The organism is Pseudomonas sp. YNh (genome assembly GCF_037993085.1).
GTDB lineage: Bacteria > Pseudomonadota > Gammaproteobacteria > Pseudomonadales > Pseudomonadaceae > Aquipseudomonas > Aquipseudomonas putida.
This window is the reverse complement of sequence record NZ_JBBMRJ010000008.1, coordinates 88,592-106,318: the sequence shown is the minus strand read 5'-3', so window position 1 is coordinate 106,318 and position 17,727 is coordinate 88,592. Positions and strand designations below refer to the sequence as shown.

The following is a 17,727-nucleotide window of genomic DNA, read 5'->3' as shown; positions in this document are numbered from 1 at the left end:
GCCAGCCCCTCAGGGACCGACATGCAAACTCGCAAAACCGGTGTTCGTGCCCAACAGGCCGACCGCACCCGGGACAACATTCTCAAGGCTGCGGTGAAGGTCTTCAGCAAGGAAGGCTTCACCGGTGGGCGTATCGAGCAGATCTCCACGCTGGCCAAGTCCAACGACCGGATGATCTATTACTACTTCGGCAGCAAGGAAAAGCTGTTCATCAGCGTGCTGGAGCATATCTACGCCAGCTTCAACCGGGCCGAAGCCAAGCTGCGCATCGACCTAGGCGACCCGGAACAGGCCCTGCGTGAGCTGGTGGCGTTCATCTGGGACTACTACGTGCGCCACCCCGAATTCGTCACCATCCTCGCCACCGAAAACCTTCACCAGGGCCAGCACGCGCGCAAGTCGCAGAACCTTAAGGCGCTGTCCGGCGAAGCAGTCGGCGTGCTGCGGCCGATCATTGAAGCAGGCCAGGCCAAGGGCCTGTTCCGCGACGACATCGACATCACCCACGCCTACCTGATGATTGCCTCGCTCTGCTATTTCTATAATTCCAACCGCCACACCCTCAGCTCGTTTCTGGCCGTAGACCTGGCCGACAAGCAGGCCAAGGCCGACTGGCTGGTGTTTATCAGCGACCTTGCCCTGCGCGGCCTGCGCCGCTGACGCTCAGTGGCTGCCGGGGTTGGCGCGCACCTGCGCGGCCTTGGCCGCCAGGCCTTGCCAGGCCGGCTTGTCGGCAGCGAAGCGCTGGCGCAGGTAAGCTGCCAGGTCGGCGACCTGGCGGTCCGACAGGCTGTCCTTGAAGCCGGGCATGTAGCCCAGGTCACGGGTGGCCGGGGTGGCAATGCCGTGCAGCACCACGCGCAGCAGGTTGTCCGGCAGGGCGCTGTGGACGTTGCTGTTGACCGCCATCGACGGGCTGACGCCAAACAGCTTCGGCCCCAGCCCATCGCTGTGGCAGGCCATGCATGCGCCTTTGAATACCCGCTCGCCGTTGCTCAGCGACACTTGCGTGTCCACCTGGGGCGCGGCCTTGGCGGCCACTGCCTGTGGCTCGCCGTCGAGTGAACCTAGGTAGTGGGCAATGGCACGCACGTCGCTCTTTGGCAGGGTGGCCAGTTCGCTGACCACCGGGCCCATTGGGCCGGCCGCCACACCGTGCTTTTCGGAGAACCCGGTGCTCAGGTAGCTGAACAGCTCGTCTTCGCTCCACGGCGTGGATGATTTGCCCAGTGCATTCAGGGCCGGGGCTTCCCAGCCATCGACCATGCCGCCCGCCAGGTAGCTGCTGCCGCCTTTTTCCGCGCCCATCAGGTTGCGAGGCGAGTGGCAGGCGGTGCAGTGGCCCAGGCCGTCGACCAGGTAGGCGCCGCGGTTCCACTGCGCACTGCGCTGCGGGTCGGGCTGGTATTCGCCGCGTTGCAGAAACAGCGCATTCCAGCCGGCCATCAGTGGCCGCTGGTTGAACGGGAAGCGCATCTGGTTGGCGGGTGCTTCCTGGCGTACCGGAGTTTGCGACATCAGGTAGGCATACAGCGCCTGCATGTCGGCGTCGTTGATGTTGCGAAACGAGGTATAGGGAAACGCCGGGTACAGGTGCCGACCGTCGCGGCTGATGCCTTCGCGCATGGCCCGCTCGAAGGCAGCGAACGACCAGCGGCCGATGCCGGTTTCCGGGTCCGGGGTGATGTTGGTGCTGTACAACGTGCCGAATGGTGTTTCCATCGCCAGCCCGCCTGTATTGACCTTGCCGCCGCTGACCGTATGGCACACGGCGCAGTCACCGGCCGCCGCCACCTGGCGCCCACGCTCGAGCATCGCGGCGCTCCAGCTGCCAGGGCCTGGCGGGGTGACCGGGGCGATTTCAGCGCGCCAGGGCAGGGCTGTGGCGAGTACGCCCAATGCAGCGCCGAATACCCCGGCCAGCGAGCCGAACCACCACTTCGAACGCTTGGTGGTCGGCTGCGCTGGCGCTTCAGGGCCCTGACCTTGGCCATCGAGGGCGGCACGCACCCGCTCCGCCGTGATCGGCAGCTCGCGAAAACGAATGCCGGTCGCGTCGAAAATGGCATTGGCGATGGCTGCCGCGCTCGGTACCGAGGCCGACTCGCCGCTGCCCATCGGCGCTTCGTGCTGACGCGGCAGCATCATCACGTCGATGGCCGGCAGTTCGGGGAAGGTCAGGATCGGGTACCCGCCCCATTCCTTGCTGGCCACGGTCGACTCTTCGAAGCTGACCTGTTCCTTGAGCACCCGGCTGGTGGACTGAATGACGTTACCGTGGATCTGGTGGCGCACGCCCTCGGGGTTGACCATCATCCCGGCATCGTGGCCGATCACCACGCGGGTGACGGCCACTTCACCGGTGCGCCGGTCCACCGCGACATCGGCCACCCATGCCGCCCACGCCGCGCCAAAACCGGGGAATTTGCTGTGGATGTAGCGTGCATAGGCAAAGCCCCTGCCGCGCAGCACATCGCCTTCGGCCTGCGCCTGCATGGGCCGGGTATGCGGCTGCCATTCGGCGCGGTCGGCGGTGGCCTTGACCAGGTCGATGGCGCGCGGGTCGGACAGGTGCCTGAGGCGGTATTCGACCGGGTCGACGCCAGCGGCAAAGGCCAGCTCATCGATGTACGACTCGTGGGCGAAGCTGTTGGGCATGGCCGACACGCCACGCATCCACGAGGCACGTACCAGTGGCGTCATGTCGTTGATGGTGACGCGCATGTGTTCGTAGTCATAGGGCGGGATCGACGTGCGGTCGCCCATTTCGAACAGCGCCGGCACCGGTTCCACGGCACCGGTCAGCAGCAGGGCCAGGGTAGGTGCGCCATTGGAGGGGTAGCTGGTCTGGAAGTCATAGGCGGCCACGCTGCCGTCGGCGTTCAGGCCGCCGTCGATTTCCATCAGCTGCGCGGTACCCTTGGGCTCCCACACATGCTCCTGCTCGCGGGTCAGCTGCACCCGCACCGGGCGCTGTACCGCGCGCGACAGCAGCACCGCGTCGGCGCACACGTCATCGGCACAGTTGCGTCCGTAGCAACCGGCGGCCTCCATGCGGATGATCTCGATGCGCTCCTCTGCACACTCCAGCAGCCAGGCGAGGTCGGCGCGCAGCAGGTGCGGGTTCTGCGTGCCGGACCACACGCGGATCGGCCCATCGGTGAAGTCGGCCAGCGCGCACGAGGGGCCGATCGATGCGTGCAGCTGGTACGGCCACAGGTAGCTGCGGCTCAGGCGCTGAGTGGCATTGGCGATGCCGCCGTCGACATCGCCCTGGTCCAGCACGGTGCGCTGTACCCGCGGGTTGTCGCGGATGGCCTGGGCGACATCGCTGAGGTCGGGCAGCTTGCCTGTGAATGGCTTCCAGCTGATTTTCAGCGCCTGGGCCGCGCGGATCGCTTGTTCTTCGCGCTCGGCCACCACGCCGACAAAGTCGCGGATGACGACCACGGCCACCACGCCGGGCAAATGGGCGATGGACGATTCATCTACCGCCAGCAGGCTGTTGCCGACGAAGTCGCCGCTGTCATGACCGGCGTAGGGCGGGCGGATCACCCGGCCGTGAAGCATGTCGGGCAGGCGCATGTCATGCACGTAGGTCAGCTCGCCGGTGGCCTTGCCGGGAATGTCTACCCGTGCAGCGCTGCGGCCGACCAGGCGGTAGTCGTCGATGGCCTTGAGCGGGGCATCGTCGGCAATGTGCAGCTGGTGGTTTTCGCCCTGTACCAGTTCGGCAAAACGCAGCGTGCTGCCATCGCTGGCGATGACCGCGCCTTCTTCGATGCGTAGCACTTCGGGCGTGCAGCCAAGGCGTTGCGCGGCCTGTTGCAGCAGGTGACGCCGCGCGGTGGCGGCTGCCTTGCGCAGGGGCACGGCGGAAATCTGCAGGGTGGCGCTGGCGATGGTCGCGCCCTGGTTGGGTGCCCGCTCGGTGTCGCCCAGCACCATGTGCACCTGGTCCATGTGCAGGTCCAGCTCTTCGGCGACGATTTGCGCCAGCGAGGTGCGGATGCCGGTGCCCAGGTCGACGTGGCCGTTGAAGGCGTAGACCATGCCGTCGTCGCTGACAGCGATGAACAGCGCCAGCTCGCGCGCCTTGACCACAGGCGTCACACCCTTGGCCACGGGGCCCGAGGGTGGGGTGATCTGGTCGACGATCAGCAACACGCCAGTCTTGGCCAGCAGCTGGTCGCGGCTGGGCACCTGTTGTGAGTGGTTCATGCTTTTCTCCGGGTCTCGGCGGCGCGGCGCACGGCGCGCAGGATTTCGACGTGAGTGCCGCAGCGGCACAGGTTGCCGGACAGTTCCTGGCGAATCTGTTCGTCGCTGGGGTCGGGGATGCGGTCGAGCAGGGCCTTGGTGGTCATGATCATGCCGTTCATGCAGTAGCCGCACTGTGCTGCCTGTTCGTCGATGAACGCCTGTTGCACCGGGTGTGGCGCGGCCTTGCTGCCCAGCCCTTCGAGGGTGGTGATGTCGCGGCCCGCAGCGCCGGCCAGGGGGATGACGCACGAGCGTGCGGCCACGCCGTCGATGATCACCGTGCACGCCCCGCATTCGCCCAGGCCGCAGCCGTATTTGGGCCCGTTCAGGCACAGGTCGTTGCGCAGGATCAGCAGCAGCGGGGTGTCGGGCATGGCGCTGACTTCGACAGGCTGGCCGTTGACCCGCAGGGAGATGGTTGTTTGCATTGTTGGCTCATCTCTGGAGGTTGCTTGCGCTACCAAAGGACTCACATGACGCGAGAGTTTCGGTAAGTACTCACTACATGAAATGAGTGAGCAAGAAGCAGGCCAGAGATGGTTTGCCGGGCGCGTCAGCTTGTCAGCCGGGGTTTTCGTCGCTGTCGATCATCTTGCGCAGCAGGTACAAAATGGCCACGCGTTCGCCGGCATTCAGGCTGCCCATGCTCAATTCGCTGATCTGCCGGGCGCAGGGGATCATTGCGTCGAGCAATGCCGCGCCGCTGTCGGTGAGTTCGACAATGACCTTGCGCCGGTCGCCCGGGTCTGGTGACAGCTGCACCAGCTCGCGCGCCTTCAGGCGCTCGACGATGCCGCGGATGGTTGCCTGGTCTACCGCGGTGGCCTTGATCAGTTCGGCCTGGGAGCTGGGGCCGTGGTCGCGCAGGGCACACAGGGTAACGAACTGGATCGAGGTAAGCTGCGGGTCGCAGGCCTGCTGCTGGAAGATCGCCGTGTGCCGCTGGTAAGCCTTGCGCAGCAGGTGGCCGACTTGTTCGGTGACGTCATAGGGTGTGGTGTCTAGCGGGGCGCTGCTGGGGGTGGTTTTCTTTGGCATGGGATGGCTTGGGCTGGGTGGAAAGGTGCTGGCCGGCCGCCAATAGCGGAGCGCCCGGCCAGTATAACCACTATCGCGCCCGTGATTCTTCTGGTGCGACCACGTCGCCGGCCAGCACCACGGCCTTGTCATCCAGGTAGATATCGCAGTTGCGCAGCGGGATGTCCAGGTGGCAGGGGGTCTTGCGCTTGCCGCCGACCTCGGTGTTCGGGCCGGTGGAGAACAGGAAGTTGCCGTAGAACGCGCGGGCGTCCATGCACATGCCGTCGTTGCGGTCGTGCAAGCCCATGGCAGTCCACTGCGCGCGCGGTTGCAGGCCCCAGCCGATGTGTGAGATGCCGTACACCTCGGGGTCGTTGAAGTACCTCATGTAGTCGCGCAGGTACTCGGCCTCGAAGCCGCCGTGGATGCCGGTGATAAAGCCTTTTTCAATCTCCAGGGTGATGCGCTCGCGGCAGTAGTTCTTGAACGGCAGGATGATGTCGCCCACATCCAGCACCAGCGTGCCCTCGGCACTGTCCTCGTTCGGCCAGGTGAACAGGAAACCGCTGGGCCAGTGGTCCCAGCGCCCTGGTTCGTCGGCATAGCCGTACTCGGTCACGGCCGGGTACTGGCCGAGCGGGGCGTGGAAGTCGCTGCCGGCCTTGGACCGCACATGCATGCTGCGCGCCTGTTTCAGCAAGGTTTCGGCGGCCAGCACCCGGCGTTTGTCGTCTTCGCTCGGCAGCATGCGCGCCAGCACTTCAGGTGGCTCAACCGCCAGCAGGATGCGCGTGCCGGTCTTGAGGATCTGCTCCTGCTCGGGCGAGTGCAGCAGCATCATGGTGTCGACGACCAGGTCGGCCGCTTCCAGCGCCCGCTGCGCCGCCAGGTTGCCGGTCAGTGCGGTGTCGCCGCAGTAGGCAGTCATGTCGTTACCCATGGCGGTCGGGTGGTTGAACGCTGGCAGCTCTACCGCATACACCTTCGCCTTCAGGCGCTGCGCGGCCTCCATCGCGGCGTTGACCGTGCGCGGGTCGGAGTAGTGGCTCTTGAGTACGGCCACGCTCTGCGTCTCGTCCACGCGGGACAGCTTCAGTACGTGCTCGAACATCTGGGTCAGTTGTGCATTGCTCACCGGCATCGGGGTTCTCCTGGGTGGCGTTGACAGGGGTGCACCATGGCAGTGCCTGGCGCTTCATCTCGGTGCAAAATAATAGCGTGTACACCCTACTTTGGCAGATGAAAGCGCATCCTGACGGCAAGCGCAAGTTATCTGTCAAACGTTACCTATTCACACATCAGCCAATGTTTGCGGTAACAGATAGCCGGTATTGGCTTTCGATCAGGCGTTTGAAAAATATTTTGTCGTGCCTCTATTCAAAGTTCATTTGCAGCGTATACGCTCTAAATCGTCAGGCGGTCGAACCGCTGGCCACATATCAGAACAAGAGGAGAGATACCCATGCGTGGTAGGCAGAAAATCGCAATCGTCGGTGCGGGTCTGGGTGGGGCGGCCGCCGCCACGTTGCTGCAGCAGGCCGGGTTCGATGTCGAGGTGTTCGAGCAGGCGCCGGAGTTCACCCGCCTGGGGGCGGGCATCCATATTGGCCCGAACGTGATGAAGATCTTCCGCCGCATGGGGCTGGAGCAGAAGCTGGAACTGATGGGCTCGCACCCGGACTTCTGGTTCAGCCGCGATGGCGGTAGCGGTGACTACCTGGCGCGTATCCCGCTGGGCGAGTTTGCCCGCCGCGAGTATGGCGCGGCCTATATCACCATCCACCGTGGCGACCTGCACGCCCTGCAGATCGAGGCGATCAAGCCGGGTACCGTGCACTTTGGCAAACGCCTGCAAAAGATCGTCGACGAAGGCGAACAGGTGCGCCTGGACTTCGCCGACGGCACCCACACCGTGGCCGACATCGTCATCGGTGCCGACGGCATCCATTCCAGGATTCGTGAAGAACTGCTGGGCGCTGAAGCGCCGATCTACAGCGGTTGGGTCGCCCACCGTGCGCTGATCCGCGGGGTAAACCTGGCGCAGCATGCCGATGTGTTCGAGCCCTGCGTCAAGTGGTGGTCCGAAGACCGCCACATGATGGTCTACTACACCACCGGCAAGCGCGACGAGTACTACTTCGTCACCGGCGTACCTCACGCGGCCTGGGACTTCCAGGGGGCGTACGTCGACAGCAGCCAGGAGGAAATGCGCGCTGCCTTCGAGGGCTACCACCCCACCGTGCAGAAGCTGATCGACGCCACCGAGTCGATCACCAAATGGCCGTTGCGCAACCGCAACCCGCTGCCGCTGTGGAGCCGTGGCCGCCTGGTGCTGCTGGGTGATGCCTGCCACCCGATGAAGCCACACATGGCCCAGGGCGCGTGCATGGCCATCGAGGATGCAGCCATGCTGACCCGCTGCCTGCAAGAAACCGGGCTGTCCGACCACCGCACCGCGTTCGCCCTGTACGAGGCCAATCGCAAGGAGCGGGCATCCCGGGTGCAGGCGGTATCCAACGCCAACACCTTCCTCTACAGCCAGGAGGACCCGGCCTGGGTCTACGGCTATGACCTGTACGGCCAGGCGCTGAAAAGCGGGGAGGCGGCATGAGCACCTTCGTCGCCGGCGGCAACGTCTGCGCCAATGGCATCCGCCAGCATTACCTGCGCTACGGCGGCAAGGGCCATGCGCTGATCCTGGTGCCCGGCATCACCAGCCCGGGGATCACCTGGGGCTTCGTCGCCGAGCGTCTTGGGTTGTACTTCGACACCTACGTGCTGGATGTGCGCGGCCGCGGCTTGTCTTCAAGCGGCCCCGAACTGGACTACGGCACCGACGCCTGTGCTGCGGACATTCCGGCCTTTGCCGCAGCGCTGGGCCTGCACAGCTACCACCTGGTCGGGCACTCGATGGGTGCGCGCTTTGCCATTCGCGCGGCTGCCCAGGGAGCACCGGGGCTGCAGCGGCTGGTGCTGGTCGACCCGCCGGTGTCCGGGCCAGGCCGCCGTGCCTACCCGAGCAAGCTGCCGTGGTATGTGGATTCGATCCGCCAGGCCACGGTGGGCATGAGCGGCGACGACATGCGCGCATTCTGCGCCACCTGGAGCGACGAGCAGCTGGCGCTGCGAGCCGAATGGCTGCACACCTGCCACGAGCCGGCGATCGTGCGGGCGTTTGATGATTTTCACAACGTGGATATCCACCAGTACCTGCCTGCGGTGCGCCAGCCGGCATTGCTGATGGTGGCCGGGCGAGGTGGGGTAATCGAGCCCCGTGACATCGCTGAAATACGTGAACTCAAGCCGGATATCCAGGTCGCGCATGTCGACAACGCCGGCCACATGATCCCATGGGATGACCTGGACGGCTTCTTCGCCGCTTTTGGCGACTTCCTCGACCAACCCCTTGTCTGACGGAGCACGAGACATGACCAAGCTATACCGCATCGGCCAGATCGTGCCGAGCTCGAACACCACGATGGAAACCGAAATCCCGGCGATGCTCAACGCGCGCCAGGCGATCCGCCCCGAGCGCTTCACCTTCCATTCCAGCCGCATGCGCATGAAGCAGGTGAAGAAGGAAGAGCTGGCCGCCATGGACGCCGAGTCCGACCGCTGCGCAATGGAGCTGTCCGACGCCAAGGTGGATGTGCTGGGCTACGCCTGCCTGGTGGCGATCATGGCCATGGGCCTGGGCTATCACCGGCAATCGGAAAAGCGCTTGCAGCAGGCCACCGCCGACAACGACGCGCTGGCACCGGTAATCACCAGCGCCGGGGCGTTGGTCGAGGCCTTGCATGTGATGAAGGCCAAGCGCATTGCCATCGTCGCGCCGTACATGAAGCCTTTGACCGAGCTGGTGGTGAACTACATCCGCGAGGAAGGCTTTGAGGTGCAGGACTGGCGCGCGCTGGAAATCCCCGACAACCTCGCCGTGGCCCGCCATGACCCGGCCAACCTGCCAGGCATCGTCGCCGGCATGAACCTTGAGGGGGTCGATGTGGTGGTGCTCTCGGCCTGCGTGCAGATGCAATCGCTGCCGGCCGTGGCCAAGGTTGAGGCGCAAACCGGCAAGCCGGTGGTGACCGCTGCCATCGCCACCACGTACGCCATGCTCAAGGCGCTGGACCTGGAGCCGGTCGTGCCGGGTGCCGGTGCCCTGCTGTCGGGCGCCTACTGAAATCGGGAGATGGACATGAGCGACGCACAAAGCGCCCGTGACAACTACCAGGGCGTATGGGGCCAGCGCATCGGCTTTGGCCGCAAACCAGCCCTGTTGATGATCGACTTCATGCAGGGCTACACCACCCCCGGCGCACCGCTGTACGCCCCGGGCGTGGTCGCGGCGGTCGAGCAGGCTGCCGGCCTGCTGGCGCTGGCCCGCGACTGCGGTACCCTGGTGGTGCACACCAACATCCGCTACCAGCCGCCGCATTTTGCTGACGGCGGCGTGTGGGTGCGCAAGGCGCCGGTGATGAAGGACATGGTCGAAGGCAACCCGCTGGCGGCGTTCTGCGAGGCCGTTGCGCCACAGGCAGGGGAGGTGGTGCTGAGCAAGCAGTACGCCAGTGCCTTCTTCGCCACCAGCCTGGCCCCGCTGCTGCATGCTCAAGGCGTGGATACCGTGGTACTGGCTGGCTGCTCCACCAGTGGCTGCATCCGGGCCAGTGCGGTGGATGCCATGCAGCACGGGTTTCGAACCATCGTGGTGCGCGAGTGCGTCGGTGATCGCCACAACGACCCGCACGAAGCCAACCTGTTCGACATCGACAGCAAGTATGGCGATGTCGTCACCCGCCAGGAGGCGATGCAGCAACTCAGGCACCTGGCCGGCTGAACGCCGGTTAGCCCTTACCAATAACAATCAAGGACCGGTGCGGGAAGCCCGTCCATGACCGCCTGCTGTCCGGGTGGTCGCCCCGCAGGAGCACTCGGGGTCTTCAGGCGCTGCCCAGGCACGCCGCGTATAGTGCGCGGGGTGCCCGGCGCGTCGAACACTGCTGGCCTTAAAACAACCACAAAGTCGCCCGCCAGGAGACAGGAAATGCCAATTGCGAATGCAACCACGGTCCACAGTGACATCGACCATGGCACTAAAGCGCTGTACAGCAAGATCACCTGGAGGCTCATCCCCTTCCTGTGCTTCTGCTACCTCGCAGCTTATCTGGACCGCATCAATGTCGGCTTCGCCAAGCTGCAGATGCTCGAAGACCTGCAGTTCAGCACAGCGGCCTATGGCCTGGGTGCCGGGCTGTTCTTTGTCGGCTACATCATTTTCGAAGTGCCGAGCAACCTGATCCTGCAGCGCGTTGGCGCCAAGCTATGGATCGCACGCATCATGATCACCTGGGGCCTGCTGTCGGCCTGCACCATGTTCGTTTCCACCACCACCCAGTTCTATGTCCTGCGTTTTCTGCTGGGGGCTGCCGAGGCCGGCTTCCTGCCGGGCGTGCTGTACTACCTGACCATGTGGTACCCCACCTATCGGCGCGGGCGCATCATTGCCTTGTTCATGATCGGGCTGCCCTTGTCGAGCGTGATCGGCGGGCCGATTTCTGGCTGGATCATGGGGCATTTCGACCAGGTGCATGGCCTGCACGGCTGGCAGTGGCTGTTTTTGCTGGAGGCGATCCCCAGTGTGTTGCTGGGCATCCTCACGTTTTGGGCATTGCCTAACCATTTCCAGCAGGCCAAGTGGCTGTCGGCTGACGACAAGGCGCAGTTGGCAGCGGACCTGGCGGCTGACGATGCCGAGGGCAAGGACAGCAAACACAGCTTTCGCGACGGCTTTTTCAACCTGAAGGTGTGGATGCTGGGGGGCATCGACTTTTCGATTTTGCTCAGCGCCTATGCCATGGGCTTCTGGATGCCGACCTTCATCCGCGATGCTGGCGTCAGCGATACCTTCCACATCGGTCTGCTGACGGCCATTCCGAGCCTGGCCGCACTGGCCGGCATGTTGATGATCGGGGCCAGCTCCGACCGCCACCGTGAGCGCCGCTGGCACATCATCGTGCCGTTCATCATTGGTGCAATCGCCATGGCCAGCAGCACGTTGTTCAGCCAGAACCTGGTGATGACCGTGGCGCTGTTCGCCATTGCCTCGGCAGCGATCATCGGCGCGGTGCCGGTGTTCTTCAGCCTGCCGGCTACCTTCCTCAAAGGCACTGCGGCCGCCACCGGCTTTGCCCTGGCTTGCTCGGTGGCCAACATCGCAGGCCTGGTGAGCAACTCACTGATGGGCCTGGTCACCGACCTCACCGGTACCTCCCACGCCGCATTGTGGGTGTTTGCCGGCTGCCTGATCCTCAGCTGCTTCCTGGTCATCGCCTTGCCGGCGAAGCTGGTCAACCGCTAGCGGCCCAGCGCTTCAAGCAACGGCAGGGCAGGCGGGCCGGGCGCCCGCCTGCCGACCCCTCTCTCGATGCAACCTGCACGTTGGTAGCCACACACGGCCGCCGCGCCGGGTTGCTGTTGTCCAAATCCAGGAGTAGCTCCATGCAAGGTTCCATTGCACCGCGTTTTTCTTCGTCTGCGTGCCTGGCCGGCGGGTGTATCGCCGCCGCGTTGTGCGCCGAGGCCTCGGCAGAGGAGGCCGGTTTCATCGAAGGTGCCCGCGCCACGCTGCAGGCACGCAATTACTTCTTCAGCCGCGATTATGCCGATATCAAGGGCGCGAGCACCCAGTCGCGTACCCTGGAATGGGCGCAGGGTTTTATCCTGAACGCAAGCTCCGGCTACACCCAGGGCACGCTCGGCGTCGGCGTGGATGTGACGGGCCTGCTTGGTTTCAAGCTCGACAGCAGCCCGCAGCATGCCAGGTCCGGGTTGCTGCCCAGCCTGGATAGCGGCAAGTCGGCGGACGAATACAGCCGCCTGGGGGCGGCGATCAAGTTCAAGGTCTCGCAAACCGAACTGAAGGTGGGCGAGTTGATGCCCAACCTGCCTGTGCTGTTGTTCAGCGATCTGCGCCTGCTGCCGCCTACCTACCAGGGCGCGATGCTGGAGTCGCGCGAGTTTTCCGGGTTGACCCTGAATGCCGGCCAGTTCCGCTCCACCAGCCTGCGCGACTCATCCAACAGCCAGAAAATGTACGCGCTGGTCAACGACCCGATCAACCCGGCGCGGCTGGCGCGCTTTACCAGTGACCGCTTCAACTACGTTGGCGCCGACTATGCCTTCAACGGCAACCGTACCAGCGTCGGTGTGTGGCAGGCGCAACTGGAGGATATCTACCAGCAGCGCTTCTACAGCTTCAAGCACGCCGAGCCGCTGGGGGACTGGACGCTGGGGGTCAATGCCGGCTACTTCGATGCCCGCGAGGACGGGCGCAAGATTGCCGGTGACTATGACAACCATGCGCTGTTCAGCCTGTTTTCGGCCAAGACCGGCGGGCATACCTTTTACGTGGGCTACCAGCAGATCGGCGGCGATGATGGCTTCATCCAGGTAGGTGCAAACACCAACCCGATGGGGAATACGCTGCCGACCTATGAGTTCTCGGCGCCGGGCGAACGCTCGTGGCAGGTGCGGCATGACTACAACTTTGTCGCCTTGGGCCTTCCGGGCCTGACGTCCACCCTGCGCTATGTGAAAGGGCGCGATGTGGACACCGGGCTGGGCTTTGAAGGGCGTGACCGCGAGCGTGACCTGGACCTGGCCTACGTGGTGCAAAGCGGGCCGCTGGCCGGGCTTGGGGTGCGCGTGCGCAACGTGATGGCGCGCTCCAACTACCGCACCGACATCGATGAGAACCGCTTGATCCTGAGTTACACGGTAAAGCTGTTCTAAAGCGGATGGCCTGTGCTGCGCGCTTCGTGTATGGGCGGCCTTGTGTCGCAGCAGCCCCAGGGTTTCAGCGAAAATGCATAAATTGCCGGGGCTGCTATGCAGCCCTGTCGCGACACAAGGCCGCTCCTACAGCTCTGGTGCATGCCTTGCGGGAGCAGTAGCGGTCACTGCAGGGTCACGGGCTTGAGGTTATCCGGCAACTGCCTGATAGCCGCCTCAATCCGCGCGATCGACCCGGCGAGGCGGTCCGCTTCCATGTCCTTGCCCTCACTTCTCAGGCGGTCGCACTCAAGGCGCAGGTCCAGCAATTTTTTCTGTAACTTCAGTGCCGAAGTGTTGAACGGGTCCATGCTTTTCTCGAGCTGTAGGCTTCCGTGCCGTTGTAGGAAAAAGGAACCGTAGCAGCTCGAATTAACTGGAGAAACTGATGTTTCATACAGGTTTGTGCCCCTGCCGCGATTCTTCCCACAGCGCACAGTAAAAAGTCCTACAAACTACGTTTCAATTCATGTGCTCTCAATCGAGCTCGACTTCCCGTGTCAGCTGCGTTCAGTCGCCTTTTGAAGGGCAGGCCACCTGCGTGGTTACAGCCGGAGCCTGTAACCCGTCTTGAAACCTCATGTAGCAATAATGTATCTGCGCCGCATCTGATCCGCTTTTTTTCCACAAACCTGAATCTGTAACCGTATCAGCTCAGGCTCGACAATATGTCCATCCCCGCATCACAACTGTAGAGGTTCCAATGGGCAAGCTGGCGCTGTTCCTGGGTGGTTTTCTGCTACTGACCATTCTGATTGGTATTCTTGGCACCATTCCGCCAAGCTGACTTCAACTGCTTTTTTCCTGCGCGGCCCGTCTATTTCAACTGACGGGCCCAATGCCTGACCAATTGGCCAGTATTCCCCCTGCTTGCACTGCTGGACCAGCGGTAGCTGCAAGTCATTCTCAAGTGTAAAAGCCTCGTGTAGTCTCCCGCCGCCGCTCATTCGGGCCGGTCTTTTTGCCGTGGAGTCGATACATCAATGGAATACAAGAAAGGCACTTCAGCCATGCTGGAGTGGCGTAGCCGTTTTCTTGCCGAAGGCACACTTGATGAGCAGGGATATGACCAGGCATTGCGCGATGCCCTGGTGCTGGAACAGGCCGGAGTGATCAGCACGGCGGAGTGGATCGAGTTGGTCAAGCTGGCAAACACGGCGTTGCTGGTTGTGCGATAAGTCGTTCTTTGCGTTGGGAAATCTGTCCACAAAAAACGTGGGTAGGTCTGTGGATAAAGTGCTGTAAGCCAGGCCCGCGGCGGGCTCTGTTAAATTGAGCAGAAATTGAACAGTCATTTCGGGGGGCTGTTTTGGCAGGCCAGGCCGGCACGGCGCAATGCCGCTAGCAGGTCGCGTACCCGCGCCGGCAGTTCGCCAGCAGGGTACACGGCATGCATTTGCGGGTCCTGGCCGCTGCTGGAAGTCAGGCGGTATTGCGGGCACACCCGGACCAGCCGCCCGGCCTTGACCTGCGCTTCGCCAACCCAGGCAGCCAGGCGGGCGATGCCTGCCCCGGCCAGGGTGCTGTGGTACACCGCGTCACCGGAGTCCAGGCGTAGCCTGGGCCTGGGCCGCAGGCTGGTAATCTGGTCGTCGCGGCAAAAATGCCAGGCCTTGAGAATGCGCGGGGCGGTGTGCAGGATCAACGCATGCCCTTCGAGCTCTTCAGGGTGCTGAGGTGTGCCGGCCACCGCCAGGTAAGCCGGGCTGGCATACAGGTGGCGCTGGTAGGCCCACAGCGGGTAGCCGATCAGCTCGCTCGATTGCGGAAAGGCCCCACGTACCACGAAATCGAACTTGCCTTGCAGCGGGTCGAGGGTTTCGTCGCAGTACCTTACGTCCAGGGTGACTTTGGGGTGGCAGCGGGAGAACTCGGCGAGCACCTGTGGCAGCACATGCTCACCCAGCAGTTGCGGCACGGCAAAGCGTATCCAGCCCTCGGCGCTACCACTGAGCGCGGCCAACTCTTCGGCCGCATCACGTTGCACATCCAGCAAGCGTTCGGCATGGGGCAGCAGGCGCTCACCGGCTTCGGTGAGGGTGACGGCGTTGGCGTTGCGGTTTAGCAGCTTGCTTCCTGCGTTGTCTTCAAGGGTTTGCACCGCACGGGTTACCGCGCTGGGTGAGCGCCCCAGCGCGCGAGCGGCGGCCACGAAGCTGCGCTTGTGTGCCACGCTGACGAACGCCTGGATTTCCCGCAACATGTCCAATGCCATTGCCTGCTCCTTGTTGCAGTTTTTGCAATATGGCATTTCAACACAAGCGCAGCACTTTGATTAGCCTTGCTGGGGTCTTCTCTGCCTGGAACCGCGTCATGATGGATGTTGCTGTGCTTTCTGTGTTCGCCTTTGCCGCCGGGCTGATCGACGCCGCAGTGGGGGGCGGCGGGCTGATCCAGATCCCGGCCTTGTTCAACGTGCTGCCCACCGCGCAACCAGCGGCGTTGCTCGGCACCAACAAGCTGGCGTCAGTGTGTGGTACGGCCTTCGCGGCGCGCTCGTTCATTCGCAAGGTGACGCTGGACTGGGGGCTGATCGTGCCGGCAGCGCTCAGCGCCTTTGTCATGTCGTTCGCAGGCGCGGCCACGGTATCACTGGTGCCGCCCAGTGTGATGCGCCCGGCAGTGCTGGTGATGATCGTGCTGATGGCCATCTACACCTTCTGCAAGAAAGACTTCGGCACGCTGCACAAACCCGCGAAGATCGGCCGCAAGGAGCAGTGCCTGGCGGTGCTGATCGGTGGCGCGATCGGTTTTTACGATGGCCTGTTCGGCCCGGGCACCGGCAGCTTCCTGATCTTCCTTTTCATCCGCTTCTTCGCCTTGGACTTCCTGCACGCCTCGGCCTCGGCCAAGGTGGTGAACATTGCCACCAACCTGGCGGCGCTGGTGTTCTTCGTGCCCTCGGGCAACGTGCTGTATGCCATCGCCCTGCCCATGGCGGCGTGCAACGTGCTTGGGGCCCTTACCGGCACCTGGCTGGCAGTACGCAAGGGCGCAGGCTTTGTGCGCGGGCTGTTCCTGATACTGCTGTGCGTGCTGATCGCCAAGCTGTCGTGGGACTTGCTGGCCGGTTGAGTCACACCACCTGGCGCTGCGCTTCGGCCTGCTCCACACGGTTGCGGCCATGGGCCTTGGCCCGGTACAGCGCCTGATCGGCGCTTGCCAGCAACGCGTCCAGGCTGGGGGCCGGGATATTGGCGTCGCAGCCGGCCAGGCCGATACTCACGGTAATCTGCAGGCGCTGGTCGGCCTGCACCACGTGCAGGTCCTGTACCGCGCGGCGCAGGCGTTCGGCGGTGAACTTGGCGCGTTCTGGCGCAAGGCCCGGGAGGATGACGACAAACTCCTCGCCGCCCAGACGCGCGAGCAGTTCATCGTTGTGCAACTGGTCTTGCAGGGTGCTGGCGAACTGGCGCAGCACCTGGTCACCGACCCCGTGGCCATGGGCATCGTTGATCGACTTGAAGTGGTCGATGTCCAGCATCATCAGGGTCAGTGGCAGTGCCTGGGCATGCTGCTGGCGGCTGTCCAGCAGCGCGTTGGCGCGGCGGGTGAAGGCACTGCGGGTGAGCACGCCGGTCAGGTGGTCGATGGTGGCCTGGTGCGCCAGGCGGGCCATCAGGCTGCGGTTGGCCTGGCTGACGCAGGCCACCACCAGCGGGCCGAGCACCAGCATGGCAATGCCCAGGCGGGCCGACATCAGCGTGGTCACCCCGGGCTCGCTTTGCGGCACGCTGAAGTGCATGAGGTTTTGCGCCACCGCCACAATCAAGGTGCTGCCGGCGGTGAGTGTCAGCAGCGAAACCATGAATGGCGAGTAGGTCCAGGCACACCACAGCAAGGCGGCAATCGGGAAGGCGATGGCACCGGGGCCGCCAAAGGCAATGCTGAGCGCCAGCGAGACCAGCAGCACCAGCAGCGGCGCCAGGCGGATGGCCTGGGCACCTCCGCGCACCAGGGCCCGTACCGAGGGCGCGGTGAGCAGCACCGGCAGCACCAGCACGCTAGTCGAGAACTGTTCGCTGAACCAGGCCAGCCAGGTGGCGCGCAAGGATTGCTCGAACCAGGGTGCAGCCATGACCGCTGCCATGCTGGCCGCCACCATGGCGGCGGCGGCACAGGCGGCGAACACGCTGAGTACGCCGTGCGGGGTGCGCATGCGCCGGTGCAGCCGTGGCAAGCGCGACAGCAGCTGCCAGAGGGTTACTACCACAGCAAGATTGCACAGGTTGAACCACAGGGCCGGCCCCCAGGCACTGCCACACAACAGGTCGGCGCCGACCATGGCCAGCCACACCAGGCTGAAGCCGGTCAGGGTGGCTTGGCGGGGGTAGCGCAACAGTACGCCGGCCACCACAGCGTTCACTGGCCAGAACAGCGACAGCGATTCGATCGGGCGTGCCAGGATGCCGCCCAGGGTGAGGGCAAAGGTCAGGCAAAGCAGAACGACATAAGGCAACAAGCGCGATTGGGCTGGAAAAACCATGAACTCGACCGGCAAGCGGAAACGAAATCCAGGACAACGCCTTGAAGCACCTGGGGCAATAACCCGCAGTGTGTTTCGTCAGCCCAGTTGATGTCAATCTGCCGCGATCGGCCGAGATAATGTCAAAT

Annotated in this window: 16 protein-coding genes; 9 read left to right on the top strand and 7 right to left on the bottom strand. The window is 63.9% G+C overall.

Annotated elements, in window-relative coordinates:
• Nucleotides 1-21: 21 nt before the first annotated feature.
• Nucleotides 22-660, top strand: coding sequence for a TetR family transcriptional regulator (locus WF331_RS10765; RefSeq protein ID WP_041167666.1), 639 nt, complete (start codon nucleotides 22-24; stop codon nucleotides 658-660).
• Between the two features lie 3 nt (nucleotides 661-663).
• Here WF331_RS10765 and WF331_RS10760 read toward each other — a convergent pair whose 3' ends face one another.
• From WF331_RS10760 to WF331_RS10745, 4 genes are all read right to left on the bottom strand, one after another.
• The gene (locus WF331_RS10760) at nucleotides 664-4,221 is read right to left on the bottom strand and encodes a molybdopterin cofactor-binding domain-containing protein (RefSeq protein WP_340622887.1); all 3,558 of its coding nucleotides are present in this window, start codon (nucleotides 4,219-4,221) and stop codon (nucleotides 664-666) included.
• On the bottom strand, nucleotides 4,218-4,691 hold the full coding sequence (locus WF331_RS10755) for a (2Fe-2S)-binding protein (RefSeq protein ID WP_016498881.1): 474 nt from the start codon (nucleotides 4,689-4,691) through the stop codon (nucleotides 4,218-4,220). The genes WF331_RS10760 and WF331_RS10755 overlap by 4 nt, the downstream gene beginning before the upstream one ends.
• Nucleotides 4,692-4,824: 133 nt before the next feature.
• On the bottom strand, nucleotides 4,825-5,301 hold the full coding sequence (locus WF331_RS10750) for a MarR family winged helix-turn-helix transcriptional regulator (RefSeq protein ID WP_016498882.1): 477 nt from the start codon (nucleotides 5,299-5,301) through the stop codon (nucleotides 4,825-4,827).
• A 70-nt stretch (nucleotides 5,302-5,371) separates the two neighbouring features.
• Entirely contained in the window at nucleotides 5,372-6,424 is a 1,053-nt protein-coding gene (locus WF331_RS10745) for a 2,5-dihydroxypyridine 5,6-dioxygenase (RefSeq protein WP_174370117.1), read from the bottom strand.
• 321 nt (nucleotides 6,425-6,745) lie between these two features.
• On the opposite strand from WF331_RS10745, the gene nicC reads away from it, so the two are divergent.
• The 6 genes from nicC to WF331_RS10715 all read left to right on the top strand — a co-directional run bounded on the left by nicC (nucleotide 6,746) and on the right by WF331_RS10715 (nucleotide 13,074).
• Entirely contained in the window at nucleotides 6,746-7,894 is a 1,149-nt protein-coding gene (nicC, locus tag WF331_RS10740) for a 6-hydroxynicotinate 3-monooxygenase (RefSeq protein WP_241801327.1), read from the top strand.
• The gene (gene nicD / locus WF331_RS10735) at nucleotides 7,891-8,697 is read left to right on the top strand and encodes an N-formylmaleamate deformylase (protein ID WP_340622886.1); all 807 of its coding nucleotides are present in this window, start codon (nucleotides 7,891-7,893) and stop codon (nucleotides 8,695-8,697) included. Before nicC ends, nicD begins: the two co-directional genes overlap by 4 nt.
• A 13-nt stretch (nucleotides 8,698-8,710) precedes the next feature.
• Nucleotides 8,711-9,463 carry a maleate cis-trans isomerase family protein gene (locus WF331_RS10730; RefSeq protein WP_016498886.1) on the top strand — a complete coding sequence of 251 codons (753 nt, stop codon included), beginning with the start codon at nucleotides 8,711-8,713 and terminating at the stop codon, nucleotides 9,461-9,463.
• A gap of 15 nt (nucleotides 9,464-9,478) precedes the next feature.
• Nucleotides 9,479-10,120, top strand: coding sequence for an N-carbamoylsarcosine amidohydrolase (locus WF331_RS10725; protein WP_041167667.1), 642 nt, complete (start codon nucleotides 9,479-9,481; stop codon nucleotides 10,118-10,120).
• Nucleotides 10,121-10,327: 207 nt separating this feature from the next.
• The gene (locus WF331_RS10720) at nucleotides 10,328-11,641 is read left to right on the top strand and encodes an MFS transporter (RefSeq protein ID WP_016498888.1); all 1,314 of its coding nucleotides are present in this window, start codon (nucleotides 10,328-10,330) and stop codon (nucleotides 11,639-11,641) included.
• Nucleotides 11,642-11,781: 140 nt separating this feature from the next.
• The gene (locus WF331_RS10715; RefSeq protein ID WP_340622885.1) at nucleotides 11,782-13,074 is read left to right on the top strand and encodes an OprD family porin; all 1,293 of its coding nucleotides are present in this window, start codon (nucleotides 11,782-11,784) and stop codon (nucleotides 13,072-13,074) included.
• 164 nt (nucleotides 13,075-13,238) lie between these two features.
• Here the strand turns inward: WF331_RS10715 and WF331_RS10710 are convergent, their stop codons facing one another.
• Nucleotides 13,239-13,424, bottom strand: a complete 186-nt coding sequence (locus WF331_RS10710) for a hypothetical protein (RefSeq protein WP_016498890.1) — start codon at nucleotides 13,422-13,424, stop codon at nucleotides 13,239-13,241.
• A 672-nt stretch (nucleotides 13,425-14,096) separates the two neighbouring features.
• On the opposite strand from WF331_RS10710, the gene WF331_RS10705 reads away from it, so the two are divergent.
• Nucleotides 14,097-14,291 carry a hypothetical protein gene (locus tag WF331_RS10705; RefSeq protein WP_016498891.1) on the top strand — a complete coding sequence of 65 codons (195 nt, stop codon included), beginning with the start codon at nucleotides 14,097-14,099 and terminating at the stop codon, nucleotides 14,289-14,291.
• A gap of 113 nt (nucleotides 14,292-14,404) precedes the next feature.
• Here WF331_RS10705 and WF331_RS10700 read toward each other — a convergent pair whose 3' ends face one another.
• Nucleotides 14,405-15,328, bottom strand: a complete 924-nt coding sequence (locus WF331_RS10700) for a LysR family transcriptional regulator (protein ID WP_016498892.1) — start codon at nucleotides 15,326-15,328, stop codon at nucleotides 14,405-14,407.
• Nucleotides 15,329-15,426: 98 nt separating this feature from the next.
• On the opposite strand from WF331_RS10700, the gene WF331_RS10695 reads away from it, so the two are divergent.
• A complete protein-coding gene (locus WF331_RS10695; protein ID WP_016498893.1) occupies nucleotides 15,427-16,188 on the top strand; it encodes a sulfite exporter TauE/SafE family protein in 762 nt (253 codons plus the stop codon).
• Between the two features lies 1 nt (nucleotide 16,189).
• Here the strand turns inward: WF331_RS10695 and WF331_RS10690 are convergent, their stop codons facing one another.
• Nucleotides 16,190-17,614 (bottom strand): GGDEF domain-containing protein, encoded by a 1,425-nt coding sequence (locus tag WF331_RS10690; protein ID WP_063422708.1) that lies wholly within the window; start codon nucleotides 17,612-17,614, stop codon nucleotides 16,190-16,192.
• Between the last annotated feature and the right edge of the window lie 113 nt (nucleotides 17,615-17,727).

What these genes read in the sequence shown, in the direction of transcription:
- WF331_RS10765 (WP_041167666.1), top strand. Translation starts at nt 22, where the DNA reads ATGCAAACTCGCAAAACCGGTGTTCGTGCCCAACAGGCCGACCGCACC.
- WF331_RS10760 (WP_340622887.1), bottom strand. Translation starts at nt 4,221, where the DNA reads ATGAACCACTCACAACAGGTGCCCAGCCGCGACCAGCTGCTGGCCAAG.
- WF331_RS10755 (WP_016498881.1), bottom strand. Translation starts at nt 4,691, where the DNA reads ATGCAAACAACCATCTCCCTGCGGGTCAACGGCCAGCCTGTCGAAGTC.
- WF331_RS10750 (WP_016498882.1), bottom strand. Translation starts at nt 5,301, where the DNA reads ATGCCAAAGAAAACCACCCCCAGCAGCGCCCCGCTAGACACCACACCC.
- WF331_RS10745 (WP_174370117.1), bottom strand. Translation starts at nt 6,424, where the DNA reads ATGCCGGTGAGCAATGCACAACTGACCCAGATGTTCGAGCACGTACTG.
- nicC (WP_241801327.1), top strand. Translation starts at nt 6,746, where the DNA reads ATGCGTGGTAGGCAGAAAATCGCAATCGTCGGTGCGGGTCTGGGTGGG.
- nicD (WP_340622886.1), top strand. Translation starts at nt 7,891, where the DNA reads ATGAGCACCTTCGTCGCCGGCGGCAACGTCTGCGCCAATGGCATCCGC.
- WF331_RS10730 (WP_016498886.1), top strand. Translation starts at nt 8,711, where the DNA reads ATGACCAAGCTATACCGCATCGGCCAGATCGTGCCGAGCTCGAACACC.
- WF331_RS10725 (WP_041167667.1), top strand. Translation starts at nt 9,479, where the DNA reads ATGAGCGACGCACAAAGCGCCCGTGACAACTACCAGGGCGTATGGGGC.
- WF331_RS10720 (WP_016498888.1), top strand. Translation starts at nt 10,328, where the DNA reads ATGCCAATTGCGAATGCAACCACGGTCCACAGTGACATCGACCATGGC.
- WF331_RS10715 (WP_340622885.1), top strand. Translation starts at nt 11,782, where the DNA reads ATGCAAGGTTCCATTGCACCGCGTTTTTCTTCGTCTGCGTGCCTGGCC.
- WF331_RS10710 (WP_016498890.1), bottom strand. Translation starts at nt 13,424, where the DNA reads ATGGACCCGTTCAACACTTCGGCACTGAAGTTACAGAAAAAATTGCTG.
- WF331_RS10705 (WP_016498891.1), top strand. Translation starts at nt 14,097, where the DNA reads ATGGAATACAAGAAAGGCACTTCAGCCATGCTGGAGTGGCGTAGCCGT.
- WF331_RS10700 (WP_016498892.1), bottom strand. Translation starts at nt 15,328, where the DNA reads ATGGCATTGGACATGTTGCGGGAAATCCAGGCGTTCGTCAGCGTGGCA.
- WF331_RS10695 (WP_016498893.1), top strand. Translation starts at nt 15,427, where the DNA reads ATGATGGATGTTGCTGTGCTTTCTGTGTTCGCCTTTGCCGCCGGGCTG.